The following is a 20,310-nucleotide window of genomic DNA, read 5'->3' as shown; positions in this document are numbered from 1 at the left end:
TAAAATGAAAAACTTACAAAGTACAACAACATTGCATAACGGTGTAGAAATGCCTTGGTTCGGTTTAGGAGTATTTAAAGTAGAAGAAGGACCAGAACTTGTAGAAGCAATTAAATCAGCGATTAAAGCAGGATACCGTAGCATCGATACAGCGGCGATTTACGGAAATGAAGCAGCTGTAGGTGAGGGAATCCGTGCAGGTATCGAAGCAACAGGAGTTTCAAGAGAAGAATTATTTATTACTTCAAAAGTTTGGAATGCAGATCAAGGATATGACGAAACAATTGCGGCATATGAAGAGAGTTTAAAAAAATTAAAACTAGATTATTTAGATTTATATCTTGTTCACTGGCCTGTAGAAGGGAAATATAAAGATACGTGGAGAGCGTTAGAAACACTTTATAAAGAAAAGCGTGTACGTGCAATTGGCGTAAGTAACTTCCAAATTCATCACTTACAAGATGTAATAAAAGATGCGGAAATTAAGCCAATGATCAACCAAGTGGAATACCATCCTCGTTTAACACAAAAAGAATTACAAGCTTTCTGTAAAGAACAAGGTATTCAAATGGAAGCATGGTCACCACTTATGCAAGGTCAATTATTAGATAACGAAACATTACAAGAAATTGCTGAGAAACATGGTAAAACAACAGCACAAGTCATTTTACGTTGGGATCTTCAAAATGAAGTGATCACAATTCCAAAATCAACGAAAGAGCACCGTATTATTGCAAATGCCGATGTATTTAACTTTGAATTAACGAAAGAAGATATGGAAAAAATCGATGCATTAAATCAAAATCACCGCGTTGGTCCAGATCCTGATAACTTTGATTTCTAATAGAAATGAGTAAAAAGAGTGCAAAAATTGCACTCTTTTTTTATTTTCTATTCAATAAAATGTTTCTGTTTATATTATGACTTTTAAATTACTTTAGGCGAGCTAAAGAACTGATTAACAGTATTAAAGTTTGACATAAAATAATGCATTCTATATTATATATGCTATAGCATGTAAATTGCGATTTATTTAGAGGTGGCATATGGACTTATATGAGTTAACAGGACATCTTGTTCATCATACGGATGTGAAGTTAACAAATTATATAATGTAAGTTTTTAATCACATATTGCTTATAAAATTTATCTTTTATATGCTATAGCATATAAATGTCACCTCTTAACTTGTAATGGTAAAGATTCAAATAATACAAGATATATTATGAAACGAGGAGATTTTAGTTATGGAAAAATTCATATTAGCGTTTGATAGAGAACTTGTAATTGCAGAAAAAAAAGACTCAACATGGAGCGTCCAATCGCAGTTTGTAGGTGCGAATCCAGTTGCGTTAGCTTCAGATCCATACGATCCAGAAAGAATGTATTGTGGTACTTTTGATAGGGGATTATGGAGAAGTAAAGATGGAGGAAGTTCATGGGAAGCAATTGGTGCGTTACCTTCATTTGGTGAAGTGTTCCCAGCTAATGCTATTCATATGAGAGCTATTACAGCAGTTTCTGTATCTCCAGCGAAGGGGGATGACGGTAACGGGATTGTATATGTAGGAACTGAACCGAGCGCAATGTTCGTATCCAAAAATGGAGGAGACAGTTTTGAGCTGCTAACAGATTATCGACAAATGCCATCATATTCATCATGGTTCTTTCCTCAAAGAACATATACACACCATGTAAAACATATTGAAATTGATGCTAATAATCCAGAAACTATTTATACGACTATTGAGGTAGGCGGATTAATTAAAAGTGTAGATGGAGGTAAGACATGGACTGAGGAAAAAGAGGGGAACTATCCTCAAGATATTCACATTCTTAAATCACATCGCAATGCCCCAAATCGTTTATACGGGGTGTTAGGTGATTCATTCTTGAAAGAACCAGGTCAAGAGTATGCGGAGAGTAATGATGGAGGTAAGACTTGGAACTATATGTGTAGTGGGCTAAAGCATCATTACGCATATCAAATGGCAGTTAACCCAAATGATCCAGAAAATATTATCATCGCGACATCTTCAAATCCACACGTAGCGCATGATTACAATAATGGAAATTGTGAATCATTTATTTATAAGAAAGAAAAAAATCAGTCTTGGGCAGAAATGAATGCAGGTTTACCAACTCCTAAAGGGACAATCATACCAGTATTAAAGGCAACAAGTGATGGAACGTTTTATCTGTTTAGCAATAAAGGAGTGTATCAGTCAGTAGACGGTGGTTCAAATTGGACATCATTAGAGATTCTTTGGGAGAATAGATTTATGGAACAACATCCATATGAGATGTTAATTATTAAATAAGTGACGGGTATAGTTTTTACTACTATTCATTGGTAATGTTTAGTTGAATGTAAATTAAAAATGTAAAAAGCCAGGTAATGTGTTATTCATGCTACCTGGCTTTTTTGACCAGCAATTTAAGGTTATTTTCATATTTGTGTAAATATGAAACAAGCAGGATACATGAATAGAGAATGGGTAAAATAATACCGAATAATCACTAGATTGTATCAATGATGCTATAAGAGTTTTTTTAGGGAAACTGAAGCAAGAAGCAGTGGTTTAGATTCAGAGTGACTAGCAATTGGTGTTAGGGAGTTCAATGGTTCAAAAATGAACTCATTTCAACTCATATTATCTTCGCAATGTATCATTTTGAAGAATATTAAAACTTAGGAGGAAATGAATTATGACAAAAGATTTCTATACTGCACTGAAAGAAAGACGTACTTACTATGGAATTAACAAAGAGGTACAAGTATCGGATGAAAAAATTAAAGAAATCGTGGAGTTTGCTGTGAAATATACTCCATCAGCTTTCAATTCTCAAACTGCGCGATTAGTTGTATTATTTGGTGAAGCTCATGATAAATTATGGGATATTACTACTGAAACATTAAGAAAAGTAGTTGGAGATGGAGATTTCTCAGGAACGCAACAAAAAATGGATTCTTTTAAAGCTGGTTATGGAACAATACTATTCTTTGAAGATGAGGCTATCGTTAAATCGCTTCAAGAAAAATTTGCTGCATATGCTGAAAACTTCCCAATTTGGTCACACCAAGCATCAGGTATGCACCAATTAGTCGTGTGGACAGGTTTAGAAGCAGAGGGATTAGGGGCATCTTTACAACATTATAATCCATTAATTGACGATGAGGTAAAACAAGAATGGAATGTCCCTGCTAATTGGAAACTAATTGCACAAATGCCATTTGGTAATCCAACAGCTGCACCAGGTGAAAAAGAATTTCAACCACTTGAAGAGCGTGTGAAATTTAATAAGTAATATTCAAATGTAATAAAATAGAAATTTAATCAGTGGTGGTCTTACTGTCCGCAAATAGCGGGATAAGCTAACTGTATTGCGAAAATAAAACTGTTTAGTTACAAAAATTCTATTTATTATTTCTGTTAATCGAGTATGTATTAATAAAAGTTGTTAAAATCACTATTTTAATCTTTAAAGGAACAAGGTGATCGGTTTGATCATCTTGTTTCATTTCTTAAATTTTATTTTATTCATTAAAAAACGCTAGTTTTTCATCAATGCTTGAAAAACTAGCGTTTTAATAATAGGTATCTGTAATTTGATTACTTAAAACTATATACGAAAAAGCTTTTATGTTATTCCTCAAGTTCTATCCATTCCTGTGACCATTCTTCTATTCCGCGAATAATAGCTTCTAAAGCAAATCCTTTTTGAGTTAAAGAATATTCTATACGAACTGGTGTCTCAGGAAAGACTTTACGTTCGACAATTCCTTCTAGTTCTAATTCTTTCAATCTTTCTGAAAGTAATCTTCCGCTAACAGGAAGAGAAGATTCAAGCGTACAAAAGCGCTGAGATCCAGAAAAAAGTTGGTAAATAATTAGTGCTGTCCATCGTTGGCTAAAAAATTTCATTCCTTTTTCAAAGCGAGGGCATAATGTAGAATCATTCATTTTCCTTCACCTCCTAAAACAAATTATATAACATCTTACTATTAGCAACAAATGTTTTTATAATTAATTACTTGACGTAAATTGATTACGAATTTATACTAACTTACATAAAGTAACTAAGTTGTTTTATGTAACTAAAACTCTTTTCTTTAAATGGCCAAAGTTGTAATGATACATATTGCATATAAGCTGAGAGAAAAAAGAATAGCATCTGTAAAAACACTTACGTTGTGTAAGTTAAACAATAAAAAATATAACAATGGAAGAGAATTTTTAGAGATTCTCTATACTAGGAGGTACCTAATGGTTACAACAGATACAATTCATATGTTAGAAGATAAAATTCAATTTATACATCAAGATGAAAAGGATATTTATTTAGTAGGTCCTATCAAATTGCCAATTAATTTATATGGGGAGACTAAAGTTTTCCAATGGTATTCTTGGTTACAATGTAATGAGGTTACAAATAGTGTAGAAGGAATTATCGAAAAACTCTCATCTATTAATTTAGCTGATATGCAGCAATCTAGTGTGCTTGTATATGGTGATTTTGAGAATTCTGAAGATGCCCTAATTCGTATGCATAGTATTTGTCATACCGGTGATATCTTTGGTAGTAAACGTTGTGACTGTGGATTCCAATTAAAGCAGTCTTTACAAATGATTACAGAACATGGTTCAGGTGCTTTATTTTACTTAGCGAATCATGAAGGAAGAGGAATTGGTTTGTTTAGTAAAGCAATGACGTACCTCTTGCAAGAAAATGGGTTAGATACAGTAGAAGCTAATCTGAACCTAGGTTTTGAAGATGATGTTCGAAACTATGATGATACAATTGAAGTATTAAAAGCGTTACGCTCAAAACCTGTAAAACTTATTACAAATAATCCGAAAAAATTAGAAGCTTTACAAAAAGCTGGATTAAATGTTACGAGTCGTGAACCGTTATGGGGTGATGTCTCAGAGTTTAATGAGAAATATTTGCAAACGAAGATTCAGCGTTCTGGACATTTTGAAGGGGGACACTTACATGCTTGAGCATGAATTGTATATGAAGCTAGCACTAGAAAATGCCAAGGCTATGAAGGGACAAACGACTCCAAATCCATTGGTTGGATCTGTAATTGTAAATGATAATCGAATTGTAGGGGTCGGAGCACATATGAAGGCCGGAGAACCACATGCCGAAATACATGCGATACGTATGGCTGGAGAACAAGCACGTGGTGGTACAATCTATGTAACTCTTGAACCTTGTTCTCATCATGGAAGAACAGGGCCTTGTGCAGAAGCAATTGTACAAGCAGGAATTAAGAGAGTAATAGTTGCTACACTTGATCCAAATCCAATTGTTTCTGGACGTGGAATTAAAATCCTGCAAGATGCTGGTATTGAAGTACTTGTAGGAGTGTGTGAAGAAGAATCTAAAAAGATGAATGAAGTCTTTAATAAATATATTATGACAAAGCGCCCATTTGTAACGATTAAATCAGGAGTTACATTAGATGGGAAAATCGCTACGTCTTCATCGGATAGCAAGTGGATTACATCTACAGAAGCAAGACAAGAAGTACACCAAATACGAAACGAAAATGCGGCTATTTTAGTAGGAGCGAATACTGTTCAAAAGGATAATCCATCATTGACAACTCGTATTCCAAATGGACGAAATTCAATTCGAATAATATTGGACTCGACATTACGCATACCGATGGAAGCTAACGTTGTTACAGATGGAGAAGCTCCTACCTGGATATTTACAACAAGTAATCATGCAGCGGAAAAAAAGAAAGCATTAGAAAATGCAGGAGTTAAAGTATTTGTTACTAGCGGAGAAAAGCATATAAACTTACATGAAATGCTTGATGTTTTAGGACAAAAAGGAGTTTCCTCCCTGCTTATTGAAGGTGGTGGAGAAGTAAATGCTTCGTTTATTGAAAATAAACTAATGGATAAAATTATTTTATATTTCGCACCTAAAATTATTGGAGGCAGATTGGCGCCTAGTTTTGTAGAGGGAACTGGTATTACTAAAATGAAAGATGCAATTGAATTTAAGGATATATCATTTACCCAGGTTGGAAAAGATTATAGATTTATTGGCTATCCAGCATATCGGAAAGATGAGAAATAAGGAGAATAAAAACTACTTATATGTTCCGATAAATGGATTGCAGAAAGGAGCGATGAAGAGTGAAGTTTGGATTTGATATCGATGATACATTAATTGATTTAAGGCAGCATGCTTTTCATTTATATAATAAGAAATTAAACAAACAAGTAGGATTGGATGTATTTCATTCTTTAAAAACAATTGAAATTCATGAAGCATTTGGCATGACTTCGGAGGAAGGCAGTCATATGTGGAATAGTTTGCTGGATGAGATTTATTATACTTCTTGTTCACCGTTTCCATATGCAGTAGAGACATTACAAGAATTAGAAAGACAGGGACATGAAATATACTATATAACAGCTCGGCCTAAAGAGCATGGAGAGCAAACAAAAAAATGGTTAATAGAAAAAGGTTTTCCGGTACATGAAGATCGCTTTTTCTATGGAATGAAGGATGAAGAAAAAATACACTTCATACAAGAAATAAAATTAAACTATTTCTTTGATGATAAGCCGGCAGTCTTAGAAACGTTAATAGGAAAACCGATAAATGTGTATGCAAAAACTACTTCTTACAATCAACATCTCAATATCCCGCGTATTACAAGTTGGACGGAGTTAGGAAATATTATAAAGAAAGAAATGTGAGGATTTAACTGGAAAATCAAATAGAGCCAAGAGCATATTGAGTGTTACAATTTTAGAGGAAAGACATGGGTGTTATGTCTTTCCTTATTTTTTTAATACTATCGTTTTTATTAGTGTGATGTACTAGGAGTACTTCTAATAGAGAGAAAATAGAAAAATGAGCAATAAGAAAAATATTTTTAAGCTAGTCTTGTATGGAAGTATAATTTATATATCAATGATGGGTTCCCCTGGTGCCACAATATTTGTGGATATTTTGGATGAGAAGTTCAAGATTTAATGGGGTGTTTTCATAATCATGAATTTTTGGAAAACTAAAATTACAATGTTAGATTATTTTGATTTAGTAGTTGATGATATGCAAAATTGCATATCGCAAAATAAACATCGTAATTTTTGGATTCTTATTATAAAATACATTACTTAAACTATATATTAGAATGGGGAATATGGAATTGGAATTATTAAGAAACAGTAAGGTTGGTACAAAACTAAACATATTAATAACTATATCAAGTATTGCATGTATAGTATTATCCCTAATAGGGTTTTGGGGATTAGAAAGAGGGAAAAGTACTTCCTCTAATATGTATGAGGATAATTTACTACCAATTGAGTGGATTGGGATTGTAGAATCTAATTTTTATCACGTTAATATGAACTTTATGGAAATAATGTTATCAAAAGATGAAAAAAGAATGAACGAATTAATAAGAGAAATGGATGGAATTCGTAAGGAAAATGATCATCTTTTAAAGCAGTTTGAGGCTAAAGTTATTTCTACTAAAGAAAAAGAATTATATAACACGTTTCATGAAACATTTAATGAATTAAGGACTCAAATGAAGAAAGCGCAAGAATTAGGGAAATCTAATAATGAGGAAGCATATGCATATTACCTAAAAGAGATTGAACCTAATATGCAAAAATCAATAAAATCAATTCGTGAATTGATTTTATATAATAGTAATAATGCAGAGCTTTTACAGAAGGAAAATAATAATAGTGCTCAAAATACAATGATAATGTTTGTTAGTATTTCGATTTTAGCAATTTTAGTAATTATATTAATTGGATATATTATTAAAATAACTATCCGAAAACCACTTGCGTTACTACAAAGTAATATGGAAAAAGTAGCAGCTGGAGATTTAACAACACGTACTCCTTATAAAGCAAATAATGAATTAGGGCATATTGTTCAGTCTTTTAATAGTATGTTAGATAACCTTCAACAATTAATTGCGAATGTTAAGATGACAACACAAGAGGTTATTTCTACTACGGAGGGCGTATTACAAGATACAAATCGAGCGTCTAGTATTTCAAATGAGGTTGTACAGACTGTTTTAGAAGTAAAAACAAAAATAGAAGGACAGGTAACTAGTATTCAAGAGAGTTCATCCTCAATGGAAGAAATTACAACCGGGGTGCAAACTGTAGCTGAATCTTCAGCAGTAGTCGCTGAGGTAGCAGTAACGACTACAGAACGAATAAATATTGGTAGTGAAGTGATAAATTACTCTATTCTTCAAATGAATAGTGTGCATGATGTTGTCGAGGAAACATCAAAAGTAATAAATAAACTTGTTACACGTACACAACAGATTGATACAGCTCTCGCTGCAATTACTAATATTGCCGAACAAACGAATCTTCTTGCCTTAAATGCCGCTATTGAAGCGGCACGTGCTGGAGAGAATGGGAAAGGGTTTGCAGTGGTTGCCGCAGAAGTTCGAGATTTAGCTGAACAGTCTAAAGAATCTGCGAAAGAGGTTAATCATTTAATAAAATCGATTCAAAAAGATACCCAAGATACAGTTAATGTCATGCAAAAAGGACAACAAAAGGCAGTAGAAGGAAAAGAAGCTGCTTACAAAGCGAACCAAACCTTCTTGTCTATTATGAGAGATATTGATAAGATTACAGGTCAAATTCAAGAAGTATCCGCAGCGACAGAAGAGATGTCTGCTGGTACAGAAGAAGTAAATGCTTCTCTTTCGCTAGTTTCTGAAACTGCAACGGATGTGAAAAAGGAGACTCTTCAAACAGTAAATTCAATTCAATCACAGGCCGTATCAATTGAACAAATATCAATCCAATCCAACAAAATGAAAGAAAAGGTGGAAGAATTAACGGAACTGGTTTCAAAATTTAATATTACAGAACAAAAAGGATGAGTAAATCATAAAAGTTTACGTATGGCTATCAGCCTAAAAATAATTGATTTTTCGCGATTAAAAAGATTTTAGTAATTAATTCAATCACAAGTTTAATAACATGTATAAAAAAACATGAAGACTTAAGGGTCTTCGTGTTTTTTTTGAATAATGTCTGAAAAAATATTGATAATTATACGATACTTTTGGAATTGTCATTAAGTATTCGTATATGCAAAATTACATACGTTTAATGATTGATAATCACGAGTTAATGTAACTATAATAATTACACTGATAAATAACTTACTGGCCATAGTTATAAGTGAAGAAGGAGGGTTTTATTGTATTTTGTATATAAAAAATAGAAAAGGAGATATGCAAATGAAAAGATTACTTGTTATAGGCATAATGTATACAATGTTTTTCCTCATAGGAAATATACACTTACATGCTGATGAACGAACAAATGTAAAAGAAATTACTAGTTTAGAAGAGCCTACTTGGATATTTCAGGCGGGCATAAGTAAGGGGAAATATCATGATCGACAAGATTTAGGGTTTATTTTGCAGAGAAATACACCATTAAAGGTAAGACAAACGAATCCTAATTTTAAAGACAAATTAACATTACGTTTATTGTCTAATGACTCAAAAAATGAAAAATCCATACAAGTAGGAAATGAATGGGTTACCATTCAAGGTGATACGCCTTTAGTTCCTTTCATAGATACTCCGTATGGTGAAGAGCACGCTGTACTTGAGTACCAAGTAGGGAATGAAAGTGCTACTAAACCTCTTCCAATTTATAAACAAAAAGGAAATGTATCTCAATTTTTTAGTACATGGGATCAATTTGATGGAGAGTATGCATTACTTCAAGGGGAAAGTTTCCAATTATTTGTACCTAAAAAAGATAAAGAAATAGTAAGGTCTTTAAAAGATTTTCAATCATTGGATGAGTTAATTGCGTATTATGAAGATATTTTTGCGATGTATGATTCAATTATTGGTTTAGATGGTTCAGCGGTTGAAAATAAAAAAAGTCAAAATCGTTATTTTTTAAAAGCAGATATATCTGGTGCTGGCGGTGCCTATTATGGCACAAATTGGACAGCGAATAGTTCAGATAGTACAAAAATGTGGTTAGATAAACTGAGTTGGGGAACTTTACATGAAATCGCTCACGGATACCAAGCTGGTTTTGATAATCAAGGAATATTTACAGGAGAAGTTTCTAATAATCTATTCGGTGTTCAATATCAATATAGTAAATATGGAAAAAAAGCAGATCAAGTTGGTTGGTTGTTTAATTTCGGGAAAAAGGAACAAGTAGAACGGAATTTATATAATGCTTTAATGAAAGAAAATAAAAATTATGATGACTTAGATTTACGACAAAAACTTATTCTTTTAACGATGGCGAAACAAAAAGCTGGCGATGAAGCTTTTGCAAAAATGTATCAAGGTTATCGAAAACTAGCTAGCAATGCTGCTTTCAAAAAAGGTGACCATTCTTTACCAGATTTAATGAATCAATATTATAGTGAGAATGCACAAGTTGATTTTACACCCGTTTTTGAAAGATGGGGCTTTAAGCTTAATAATAAACAAGTTGAGATAAATAGGGCGAAAGGTTATCCGGCTGTTACGTCTTTAGCCTATATAGTGCCTGAATCACAATTAGCTAAAGCGAGAGCTCTAGTTGATTCTGATATTACGATAAACTCCAACTTTGAAATAGTTACAAATCAGCAAATTGCTTCACTTGGGCTAAAAGGGAATTTGCATATCCATTTAAATACAAATGAAATAGATACATTGAAAGGAGGAAAAATTAAATTAAAAGAAGGGAATACAGTTGTTCAAGAGAAAACAATTGAAAAAACAGATATCAATTTACAAGACGTACCAAATGGAGTTTATACAGTTGAAATTTCAGGTGGGAAAACGGATAGTATGTACCATTTTAGTTCGTATTATGCCTATGTAAAAGAAAAAGATAATAGTCTAACGATTGATGTTAACGAAATGAAAGTGAGTAAGTTGGTAAATCAAACAATTCAATTCCTAGGATTAGGAGATGACCAGTTTGCCGAATTAAATACAGACTTAGAGCAAAAGCGAGCTGTTTTTACGGTTACTACTAAAACGCCTCATAGCTATTATGCAGGTGAAAAATATGCATCAATAGAGTTGTTTAATGAGAAAGGTGAAAAAATTTATACGAAGGAAATGGAAGGGACAAATGTAACGATTGTAAAAGATACCATTCCACTAAAAGAAGGATATAAAATTAAAATCTATCATGATGAAGTAAAAAAACGATTAACTAGTAAAGCTACTATTATTAATCCTATGAATAAAACAAATGAATTTATAATGACAAAATGGGGATTGAAAAATACTTATTTGCAAAATAATCCAGAAAAAAATCTTATACAAAGAATTGATGAAGAAATGGAAGCGATTATAGGCAATCCGTTTTTAAAAGAGATACCAATGCAAAAATTAGAAATGAAAAAGAATGTGTGGATGGCTATAAATATGTTATCAGAACCACAAAAAATAACGTATATAAATAAATATAAAGATAGCTTATATAATGAGTAATTTTTGAGAAATGAAATGAATCTAAAAAAGTAGCAAACCAATCTATTAACGTATATATGTAAAATCGATTGACTATAGCTAAAAGTTTTATCTAGGGTTAAAATTCTAAAATACATTTATTTAATCAAATAATAAGATTATAAAGGAGTAAGAATATGAATAATTTCGTAAAGGTCGGTTTAACTACAGGAGTGGTGTTATCGGCGATTATGCCCTATGGAGGAGTACATGCGGAAACAGAAGATTTAAAAGTGGAAACAAAGGAAGATACGTTCCGAACAGGTAATTTAACAGCGCCTTCTCAAAATTCGGCAGAAAATGTAGCAAAGGATGCACTAAAAGGAAAAACAGAACAAGCATTATCATCAAAGCAAGTTAATACGGAATCCAAAGTTAATTATAATGTTACGCAAAGTCGTAAATCTTATGATGGTACTACATTGGTACGTCTTCAACAAACATATGAAGGACGTGATGTATACGGATATCAACTAACGGCACATATTAATGATGATGGTGTACTTACGAGCGTTTCGGGGGATAGTGCCCAAAATCTACAACAACAGGAAGATTTGAAACAACCTATTACTTTATCAGAAGAGGATGCAAAGAAACAGCTTTTCAACATCTATGGAAATGATCTCACATTTATTGAAGAACCAGAAATTAAACAAGTGGTATATGTAGATGAAAATACAAATAAAGCTACAAATGCATATCAAATTACTTTTAGTGCATCTACACCTGAATATGTATCTGGTACAGTATTAATTGATGCTTTTGGTGGAAATCTATTAAAAGAACTCGTTCAAAAATTGGGTATACAAGTAGATAGTAGTATTGTCCAATCTGCGACAGCAAATAAATCACAAGATCCTTCAAAATTAACAGGTACAGGAAAAGATGACTTAGGTATTAATCGTACGTTTGGAATTACGCAGCGAAGTAATGGAACGTACATGCTTGCAGATTATTCTCGTGGTAAGGGAATTGAAACATATACTGCTAATTATAAAGATTATAATAATTATAGAAGAAATGTATGGGGTTATCTCGATGATCTAGTAACAAGTAATTCTACAAATTTTACCGATTCTAAAGCAGTTAGTGCCCATTATTTAGCAACGAAAGTATATGATTTTTATCAAGAAAAATATGGCCGTAACAGCTTTGATAATAATGGGCAAAAAGTAATTTCTGTCGTTCATGGTTGGAACACAAATGGTACGAATAAAGGAAATCCTAAGCAGTGGTTTAATGCATTTAGTAATGGAGCTATGCTAGTATACGGAGATCCAATTGTTAGAGCATTTGATGTGGCAGGACATGAATTTACACACGCGGTTACAAGAAATGAGTCTGGACTTGAGTATGCAGGAGAAGCTGGTGCAATTAATGAGGCTCTATCTGATATTTTAGGAGTAGCAGTTGAAAAGTATGCCAATAACGGAAAGTTCAATTGGACAATGGGAGAACAATCAGGTCGTATTTTTAGAGATATGAAAACCCCATCATCTATCTCTTCTAGATATCCGGAGGACTATAGACATTATAATAACTTACCTATTGATGCTGACCACGATCATGGTGGTGTACACACGAACTCTAGCATTATTAATAAAGTAGCTTACTTGATTGCTAGTGGTGGAAACCATAATGGAGTAAACGTACATGGCATTGGAGAAGATAAAATGTTTGATATTTTCTATTATGCAAATACGGATGAATTAAATATGACTTCTGACTTTAAAGAATTAAAAGAAGCTTGTATTCGTGTAGCAACGAACTTACATGGTAAAGACTCATTAGAAGTACAAGCTGTCCAACAAGCCTTTAAAGCAGCTTATATTTAATATTATTTTGATGAATTATAAACCCTTTTATTTTAATATAGTGATTAATTTGTGTGTATAGGCAAAAACCTTGTAGAATTTTTCTGCAAGGTTTTTTTAGAATTTTATTTTACAAATGTGTTATATGGTTTTTAGTTAATTAGGATAAAAATAATCCTATAAATGTATGTAAGAATGTGTGATTTTACACTCTTTTCTGTGATAGAAAAGGATACTACGTTAATAAATATAAAAAGTTGAAAATTATAGTATATAGGGCACTTTTTTGTTCCTATGGAACTTTAAAGTGCGTAATTTTCTTTATCGTTAATATATATCATAATGGTATTTATTAGTTGGTTTTAGCTTTACTCTGCTGTTGATGTGATTTTTTAACATGACAATGATTAGAATCAGAATTATCGAGTAGATCTAAATGATGATAATTTCGATTTTTAATTCCGTACAGAGTGAAATAGCTACATAATTTTCGTTTATACTTTTTCGAAAAAAGGGTGGATCTGCTTATTTTCTGTTAAAGATAAGAGAAGTGAACCACAATATAAACGTAATTATTTATTCAAACGTAAGTCAATCATTTAGCACATGAATTTGGAGGGATCTATATGCATATGCAATTAAAAGGAAAAACAGCACTGGTTACTGGATCTACGGCAGGGATTGGAAAAGCAATTGCCACTTCATTAGTAGCGGAAGGAGCTACTGTACTTATTAATGGACGCCGTGAAGAAAATGTTAATCAAACGATAAACGAAATTCGAGCGCAGTATCCTGATGCTATCCTTCAACCCGTAGTAGCTGATTTAGGGACAGAACAAGGGTGCCAAAATGTGATTAAAAAGTACCCTGAAGTAGACATTCTTATTAACAACTTAGGAATTTTTGAACCTGTAGAATATTTTGATATTCCTGATGAAGATTGGTTTAAATTGTTTGAAGTCAATATTATGAGTGGTGTTCGACTTACTCGCTCGTATTTAAAACAAATGATTGAAAGAAAAGAAGGAAGAGTCATCTTTATTGCTAGCGAAGCAGCTATTATGCCATCTCAAGAAATGGCTCATTATAGTGCGACTAAAACGATGCAACTCTCACTTTCTCGCAGTTTAGCTGAGCTGACGACAGGAACGAATGTGACTGTTAATACTATAATGCCCGGTTCGACTTTAACGGAAGGAGTGGAGACTATGTTAAATAGTCTTTATCCTAATGAGCAATTGACAATAGAAGAAGCTGAGAAGCGATTTATGAAAGAGAATCGACCAACCTCTATTATTCAAAGACTTATTCGACCAGAAGAAATTGCCAATCTTGTCACTTTCTTAAGCAGCCCACTTTCTTCAGCAATTAATGGTTCCGCGTTACGAATAGACGGGGGATTAGTACGTAGTGTGTTTTAAAAAATTAAAAACAATATAATATTCTGTTGAAGGTAAAGATGGTAAGGCAAATGAGTTGTATTTTATCTATTAATGGAAATATACAAAAAGCAAATTGCGACATGCAAACAGCCGAATTTTCTACTATAAGAAAAATTCGGCTGTTATTTTTTTACTTGTTGTAAAGGGTGGAGAGATTTTAGCGCTGTGGCATCTCTCATGTTAAATCGGTAATCAAGAAAAAGGTATGCTCCATTTGAAGCATACCTTTTTAGTTTACAATTTTACTTATTTGTATCTAGATCGTCTTGATTATCAAATTTCTCTAAAATCTTTAATAAAATAGTTAAGATAATTGTGGATACTATCGCTACAATTAAAATGCCATGAGGTGAAAGTTGAACCGAAGTTAATCCAACTTTAGCTATTCCAAAATATCCTACATAAGTAGCTAAAAATGATGTAACCACTGAAATCGTAAATCCTAAAAATCCTAATTCATCAAGTTTCTTTTCAGGTAATCCACATACACTTAAAATATTAGTAAAAATAGCAGCTACTATGAATAACTCAATGGATAGAATAAATAATGACATGAACCCAGGATATGCAATTTCATCTGGCATCCATTTTCCTAATGCTAACATTAAAAGAGCAGGAAGGAAGAGTGGTAAAAATAGTCCTAAAATCATGACTATGATTTCCATTTTATATGGTGCTTCATTATTATTTTGATTGCTCATAAATCCTCCTAAATAGTAATATGAATGATAGTTTCATGAAGAGTTCAATACATAATACCATATTAAATTTATGAGTTTAATTTTATTTTTTATTCAGATAATGGAGTGCGATTGAGGTCCTCAAAATATGAGTTGTTTCCGTATGTTAAATGTAAAAAATACAGTTGATAGACTATTGTTTCTGTAAGAGGTTAACTTTGGTTTTGTGGGGGAGAGAGTTCAACAGCCAACTTTAAATATGCAGGTTCTTATAGAAGAGGAACACCTGTGAAAAGTTTTATTGATATAAATATAGTAATGATTTTACCATTTGATATGTACACAAAATACATATAGAGGGTATTACAAAACTAAAATAAATAAATTTGCATAAATTGATCTTTATGCAAATTTATTGTTCTTTCTACAATCACTAGCATCATGAAATTTGATAAATGATGCTAGCACAATAAAGAAGATTTATTTACTCTGTACTTTCCAGCAATGAGTAATCGTTCTTTTTATCGGATTATAGTTACCAAACGTTTTTCAACACTATTTTCCCTATTGCTTTATTCGACTCCAAATATTCATGTGCTTGAGCAACTTCATCAAACGTAAAAGTTTTAGAATCTAGCAATGGGCGAAGTTTTTCTTCTTCTACAATTTGCGTTATTTTCGTTAAGATTTCTCCGCAATGACTACGCTTATCTGTATGTAATATTTTTAATGCCATAAAAGTAACGTGCAGAGAGAGTCCTTTTGCGTGTAAAGGAGAGAGGTCATGAGTTGAACGAGCTGCAATTGTTACAACAGTTCCATTGACTGCAGCGGCTTCAAAAGAATGATCAAGATTCTTGCCGCCTACTGTATCAAATATAACTTCAAATCCGTTTCCATTCGTATGCTTTTGCACATATTCTTGAACAGATTCTTCTTTATAATTAATAGCTATGTCGGCTCCTAGACGATGGGCTATTTCCATTTTACTTTGCTGAGAAGCGGTTGTAAAAACTTTAGCGCCTGCCCATTTAGCTAGTTGAATGGCTACGTGTCCTACGCCACCAGTAGCTCCATGAATGAGAACATTTTGACCAGATTTAATATTTGCACGATCAAATAAAGATTCCCAAGCTGTAATTGCAACTAATGGTAGAGCAGCTGCTTCTTCCATTGTTAAATTTTTAGGTTTGTGAGCAATTAATCGTGCATCAGCAAGCATAAATTCTGCAAGTGCACCTCCAGTTTCTTTAAAACCTCCGGCACATCCGTATACTTCATCCCCTGATTTGAATTTCGAAACACCTTCTCCTACTTCAATAACAATACCAGCCACATCGCCGTGTAATATAGCTGGAAACTCAGGAGCGACTGCTGAAACAGCGCCACTACGCATTTTTGTATCGATTGGATTTACACTTGTTGCTTTTACATCGATTAGAACATGACCTGGTAAAAGTGTCGGTTTTGAAACTTCTTCTAATTGAAATACAGATGAGTCCCCAAAAGAATGGATAATTTGTGCTTTCATTGTTTATACCTCCTGTTTGTGGTTATAGCATAGCAAAGTACGGAAAATAAGTATAATATTTTGAATTTGGTTAGTGAGAATTTTATATAAAGAAGAGGAAAGTGCGTGAAATGAAATAATGTAACGTACTTCCAAAAACTACTGTAAAGCTTTTTGAAGAAAGGGTAGATGTTATTTTTGCAGCATGATTTATTATTACTCACTTACTATAGGTACTTTAAAGTGCCTACATCACTTTAAAGTACGTACTGTTATTCATGTTATGGCCGATTTATAATAACACTCGTAGCACAAAGAAAGTTATAACGATTTCAATCGGCAACAATGTGATGTTACAGAATTGCCTATGAAATTTGAAAAGAAATATCAAGAGTAAAGAAAAGTATAGATTTATATGAATGAAGGAAAGTGAGTGAAACACATGGAAAAGTTTGTGAATCATTTTGGATATAATCGTATGTTTGCAAAAGATCAACTTACATTAGGAGTTCACATTCCGATTGAAAATTATCAGTTTCATGCTCCAACGATGGAAAAACAAGTAGAGTTAGTACAAAAAGCGGAACAATACGGTTTTACAGGTGTATGGCTTCGCGATGTATTGCTGCAAGACCCTGATTTTGGTGATCCTGCAACAGGTCAAATTTACGATATGATGATTTATTTGACATATTTAGCAAGCAAAACAGAGAAAATCGCATTTGGAACGTCGGCAACTGTATTGTCACTTCGTCATCCATTGCGTGTGGCGAAAGAAATTGCTACATTGGATCAACTATTTCCAGAAAGAATTATGCTTGGCGTTTCATCCGGTGACAGACGTGCTGATTTCAAGGCGTTAGGTGTTAGTCATGAAACACGAGGTGAAAAGTTTAGAGAAGCGTTTGCTTACTTGGAAGAAATTTTGTATAAAAACTTCCCGTCTATCCAGTCGACACTAGGAGAAGTTCATGGTGCGAATTTAGTTCCAAAACCGTCTAAGCATATTCCAACCTTTATTACAGGTTTTAGTCAGCAAAATATGGACTGGTTTGCTGAACATGGAGATGGATGGATGTATTATCCACGTAGTCCAGTACATCAAGCGGGAGCAATTGGACAATGGAGAGAACTAGTAGAGGATTATCATCCAGATGTATTCAAACCATTTATACAACCGATGCATTTAGATTTATCTGAAGATCCAAATGAACGTCCTACACCGATCCGTTTAGGTTACCGTACAGGGCGTAAGGCACTAATTGAATTAATTGATATATATAAAAGTATTGGTGTGAATCATTTATTCCTTGCTCTATTTGATGGTCAACGTCCAGCTGACGAAGTATTGGATGAGCTAGGAGAAGAAGTACTACCTCATTTCCCAGCATTGTAAAGGAGTGTAAAGAATGAAAGCGATAGGACTTATGCAATATGGAGATAAAAGTGTACTACAAGAGATTGAAATGCAGAAACCGCTATTGGGAGACAACGATATACTGATTGAAGTATATGCAGCTGGTGTAAATCCTGTGGATTGGAAAATTCGTGAAGGTTTACTTCAAGACGTAATTTCTTATGACTTCCCGCTTGTTTTAGGATGGGATGTTGCAGGTGTAGTAGCTGATATAGGGAAAAACGTAACAGCATTTAAAGTAGGGGATGAAGTATATAGTCGTCCAGATATTGAACGAAATGGTACTTATGCAGAGTACGTGGCAGTAAATGAGAAGTATGTAGCGAAAAAACCGAGAAATCTATCTTTTGAGGAAGCAGCATCAATCCCTCTAGTAGGTTTGACAAGTTGGCAAAGTTTAGTGAAGTTCGCAAATGTTCAAAAAGGTAGTAAGGTTTTAATTCATGCTGGATCCGGGGGAATTGGTACGTTTGCTATTCAGCTAGCGAAAAGCTTCGGTGCACAGGTTGCAACTACGACTAGTACGAAAAATATACAGTTTGTAAAGGATCTAGGTGCTGATACTGTCATTGATTACAAAACAGAAGACTTTTCTCAGCTCCTGCATAATTACAATATTGTATTTGATGTGTTAGGCGAGGATGTACTAAAGGATAGTTATAAAGTACTTGCACCAAATGGAAAGTTGGCGTCTATTTATGGTCCGAAAGGTATGGAAATTTCGCAAACTGAAATATCAAGAGAGAAAAATATTCAGAGTGACCATATATTTACTGAACCTAACGGATATGAACTTTCTCTTATTACAGAATTAATTGAGGGCGGGAAGATTAAACCTGTCGTAACGCATGTGTTGCCTTTACAGGTAGAAGGTGTAAAAAAAGCACACCACATAAGTGAGTCAGAACGTGCTCTTGGCAAAATTGTATTGAAGAAACATTGGTAAAGTATGAGGTTATAGAGACAGTATTGTACTAAGTAGCGAATGAGCTTATATATTCTATTCTAGCAATTGTTTTAAAAGGGAGAGAACAAATGGATTCAATGACATTTCTTTTATCCCGCATTAACGGGCAGTAAGACCCCCGCCTCAAAATTCAGCGGAAGCAAAGAAGTTAGGTGGGGGATCAACTGCCCGTAAAAGCCCGATTGGTTCAACTAATAATCAGTGGGGATGAACAAAACCCCCACTGATTAAAGTTTCACTTTATTCGGAGCGACAGGGGATTTAGCGAAACGCAAAATTTACCCTGCTTTATACAAACTATTTAGTAATCAAAATATACCGCAATCTATTTCAATTATCGGTATTGGCAGAAGGGCAATGTCAGATGTGGAATTTCAAACAAAGGTAGAACAATCCCTTGCTACATTTGCTAGAAGATCTACTAATGATGAATCAGGAGTAGAAGAATTTATTAGTACATTTCGTTATTGTCAATTAAATACAGCGAATATAGAGGACTATCAAGATTTGTTGAGTCTTGTAAAGAGGCGTGAAACAGAACTAAACATTCCTGAAAACCGTATGTTTTATCTATCTGTTGTACCAGAAGTATTTGATGTGATTGCTTCAAATATTAAGGAGAGTGGATTGTGGGCTACAAAAGGATTAAACCGTCTTATTATAGAGAAGCCTTTTAATTATAATGTAACGTCTGCTCGCGAGTTTAACAGAAAATTAATTGAATATTTTGATGAGGCTGATATTTATTATATTGATCATTATCTTTGAAAATGAATGGTAATTAGGAATACACTTAGAAAAGTATTACGAAATAAATAGTATTTAATTCAAGACATTTTTATTGACGATAATAATTTATGTAGTTAATATACTAGACATAAGATTATTTAATTACTAAAAGTAATCAAATATAAAATATTTCGTTAAGTTCTATAAATAAGTAAGTTGCAGTAGAAATG

At 33.2% G+C, this 20,310-nt stretch carries 16 protein-coding genes; 13 read left to right on the top strand and 3 right to left on the bottom strand.

Going from position 1 to position 20,310, the window contains the following annotated elements; genetic code table 11:
• Positions 1–4 precede the first annotated feature (4 nt).
• The 3 genes from ACS2MN_RS10245 (at position 5) to ACS2MN_RS10235 (ending at position 3,309) form a co-directional block, all read left to right on the top strand.
• Entirely contained in the window at positions 5–844 is an 840-nt protein-coding gene (locus ACS2MN_RS10245) for an aldo/keto reductase (protein ID WP_000793589.1), read from the top strand.
• 403 nt (positions 845–1,247) lie between these two features.
• Positions 1,248–2,321, top strand: coding sequence for a WD40/YVTN/BNR-like repeat-containing protein (locus tag ACS2MN_RS10240; RefSeq protein ID WP_000410431.1), 1,074 nt, complete (start codon positions 1,248–1,250; stop codon positions 2,319–2,321).
• 388 nt (positions 2,322–2,709) lie between these two features.
• The gene (locus ACS2MN_RS10235; RefSeq protein WP_088055002.1) at positions 2,710–3,309 is read left to right on the top strand and encodes a nitroreductase family protein; all 600 of its coding nucleotides are present in this window, start codon (positions 2,710–2,712) and stop codon (positions 3,307–3,309) included.
• A gap of 338 nt (positions 3,310–3,647) precedes the next feature.
• Here ACS2MN_RS10235 and ACS2MN_RS10230 read toward each other — a convergent pair whose 3' ends face one another.
• The gene (locus ACS2MN_RS10230) at positions 3,648–3,965 is read right to left on the bottom strand and encodes a winged helix-turn-helix transcriptional regulator (protein WP_001000104.1); all 318 of its coding nucleotides are present in this window, start codon (positions 3,963–3,965) and stop codon (positions 3,648–3,650) included.
• A 303-nt stretch (positions 3,966–4,268) separates the two neighbouring features.
• Between ACS2MN_RS10230 and ACS2MN_RS10225 the strand changes: the two genes are divergently transcribed.
• The 7 genes from ACS2MN_RS10225 (at position 4,269) to ACS2MN_RS10195 (ending at position 14,756) form a co-directional block, all read left to right on the top strand.
• On the top strand, positions 4,269–5,006 hold the full coding sequence (locus tag ACS2MN_RS10225; RefSeq protein WP_000258854.1) for a GTP cyclohydrolase II: 738 nt from the start codon (positions 4,269–4,271) through the stop codon (positions 5,004–5,006).
• On the top strand, positions 4,999–6,102 hold the full coding sequence (gene ribD / locus ACS2MN_RS10220; RefSeq protein WP_000889432.1) for a bifunctional diaminohydroxyphosphoribosylaminopyrimidine deaminase/5-amino-6-(5-phosphoribosylamino)uracil reductase RibD: 1,104 nt from the start codon (positions 4,999–5,001) through the stop codon (positions 6,100–6,102). Before ACS2MN_RS10225 ends, ribD begins: the two co-directional genes overlap by 8 nt.
• Before the next feature lie 59 nt (positions 6,103–6,161).
• Positions 6,162–6,731: a 5' nucleotidase, NT5C type gene (locus tag ACS2MN_RS10215; protein ID WP_000668234.1), complete on the top strand. Its 570-nt coding sequence runs from the start codon at positions 6,162–6,164 to the stop codon at positions 6,729–6,731.
• Positions 6,732–7,186: 455 nt separating this feature from the next.
• Positions 7,187–8,911, top strand: coding sequence for a methyl-accepting chemotaxis protein (locus ACS2MN_RS10210; RefSeq protein ID WP_346994484.1), 1,725 nt, complete (start codon positions 7,187–7,189; stop codon positions 8,909–8,911).
• Between the two features lie 363 nt (positions 8,912–9,274).
• Positions 9,275–11,503, top strand: coding sequence for a putative mucin/carbohydrate-binding domain-containing protein (locus ACS2MN_RS10205; protein WP_346994485.1), 2,229 nt, complete (start codon positions 9,275–9,277; stop codon positions 11,501–11,503).
• Between the two features lie 155 nt (positions 11,504–11,658).
• Positions 11,659–13,356, top strand: coding sequence for a M4 family metallopeptidase (locus ACS2MN_RS10200; RefSeq protein WP_001058952.1), 1,698 nt, complete (start codon positions 11,659–11,661; stop codon positions 13,354–13,356).
• A 605-nt stretch (positions 13,357–13,961) separates the two neighbouring features.
• On the top strand, positions 13,962–14,756 hold the full coding sequence (locus ACS2MN_RS10195; RefSeq protein ID WP_000551094.1) for an SDR family NAD(P)-dependent oxidoreductase: 795 nt from the start codon (positions 13,962–13,964) through the stop codon (positions 14,754–14,756).
• Positions 14,757–15,019: 263 nt separating this feature from the next.
• Here the strand turns inward: ACS2MN_RS10195 and ACS2MN_RS10190 are convergent, their stop codons facing one another.
• Both ACS2MN_RS10190 and ACS2MN_RS10185 read right to left on the bottom strand, forming a co-directional pair.
• On the bottom strand, positions 15,020–15,478 hold the full coding sequence (locus ACS2MN_RS10190; protein WP_000070819.1) for a hypothetical protein: 459 nt from the start codon (positions 15,476–15,478) through the stop codon (positions 15,020–15,022).
• Between the two features lie 514 nt (positions 15,479–15,992).
• Positions 15,993–16,988 carry a zinc-dependent alcohol dehydrogenase family protein gene (locus ACS2MN_RS10185; RefSeq protein ID WP_087950376.1) on the bottom strand — a complete coding sequence of 332 codons (996 nt, stop codon included), beginning with the start codon at positions 16,986–16,988 and terminating at the stop codon, positions 15,993–15,995.
• A 421-nt stretch (positions 16,989–17,409) separates the two neighbouring features.
• Between ACS2MN_RS10185 and ACS2MN_RS10180 the strand changes: the two genes are divergently transcribed.
• The 3 genes from ACS2MN_RS10180 to ACS2MN_RS10170 all read left to right on the top strand — a co-directional run bounded on the left by ACS2MN_RS10180 (position 17,410) and on the right by ACS2MN_RS10170 (position 20,119).
• Positions 17,410–18,363, top strand: a complete 954-nt coding sequence (locus ACS2MN_RS10180) for an LLM class oxidoreductase (protein ID WP_088054998.1) — start codon at positions 17,410–17,412, stop codon at positions 18,361–18,363.
• Between the two features lie 13 nt (positions 18,364–18,376).
• On the top strand, positions 18,377–19,330 hold the full coding sequence (locus ACS2MN_RS10175) for an NADP-dependent oxidoreductase (protein ID WP_000643791.1): 954 nt from the start codon (positions 18,377–18,379) through the stop codon (positions 19,328–19,330).
• A gap of 297 nt (positions 19,331–19,627) precedes the next feature.
• A complete protein-coding gene (locus ACS2MN_RS10170) occupies positions 19,628–20,119 on the top strand; it encodes a glucose-6-phosphate dehydrogenase (RefSeq protein ID WP_088054997.1) in 492 nt (163 codons plus the stop codon).
• Positions 20,120–20,310 lie beyond the last annotated feature (191 nt).

This window comes from Bacillus cereus group sp. BceL062, from assembly GCF_051780025.1.
Lineage (GTDB): Bacteria > Bacillota > Bacilli > Bacillales > Bacillaceae_G > Bacillus_A > Bacillus_A toyonensis.
This window is presented reverse-complemented; position numbering and strand designations above follow the sequence as displayed.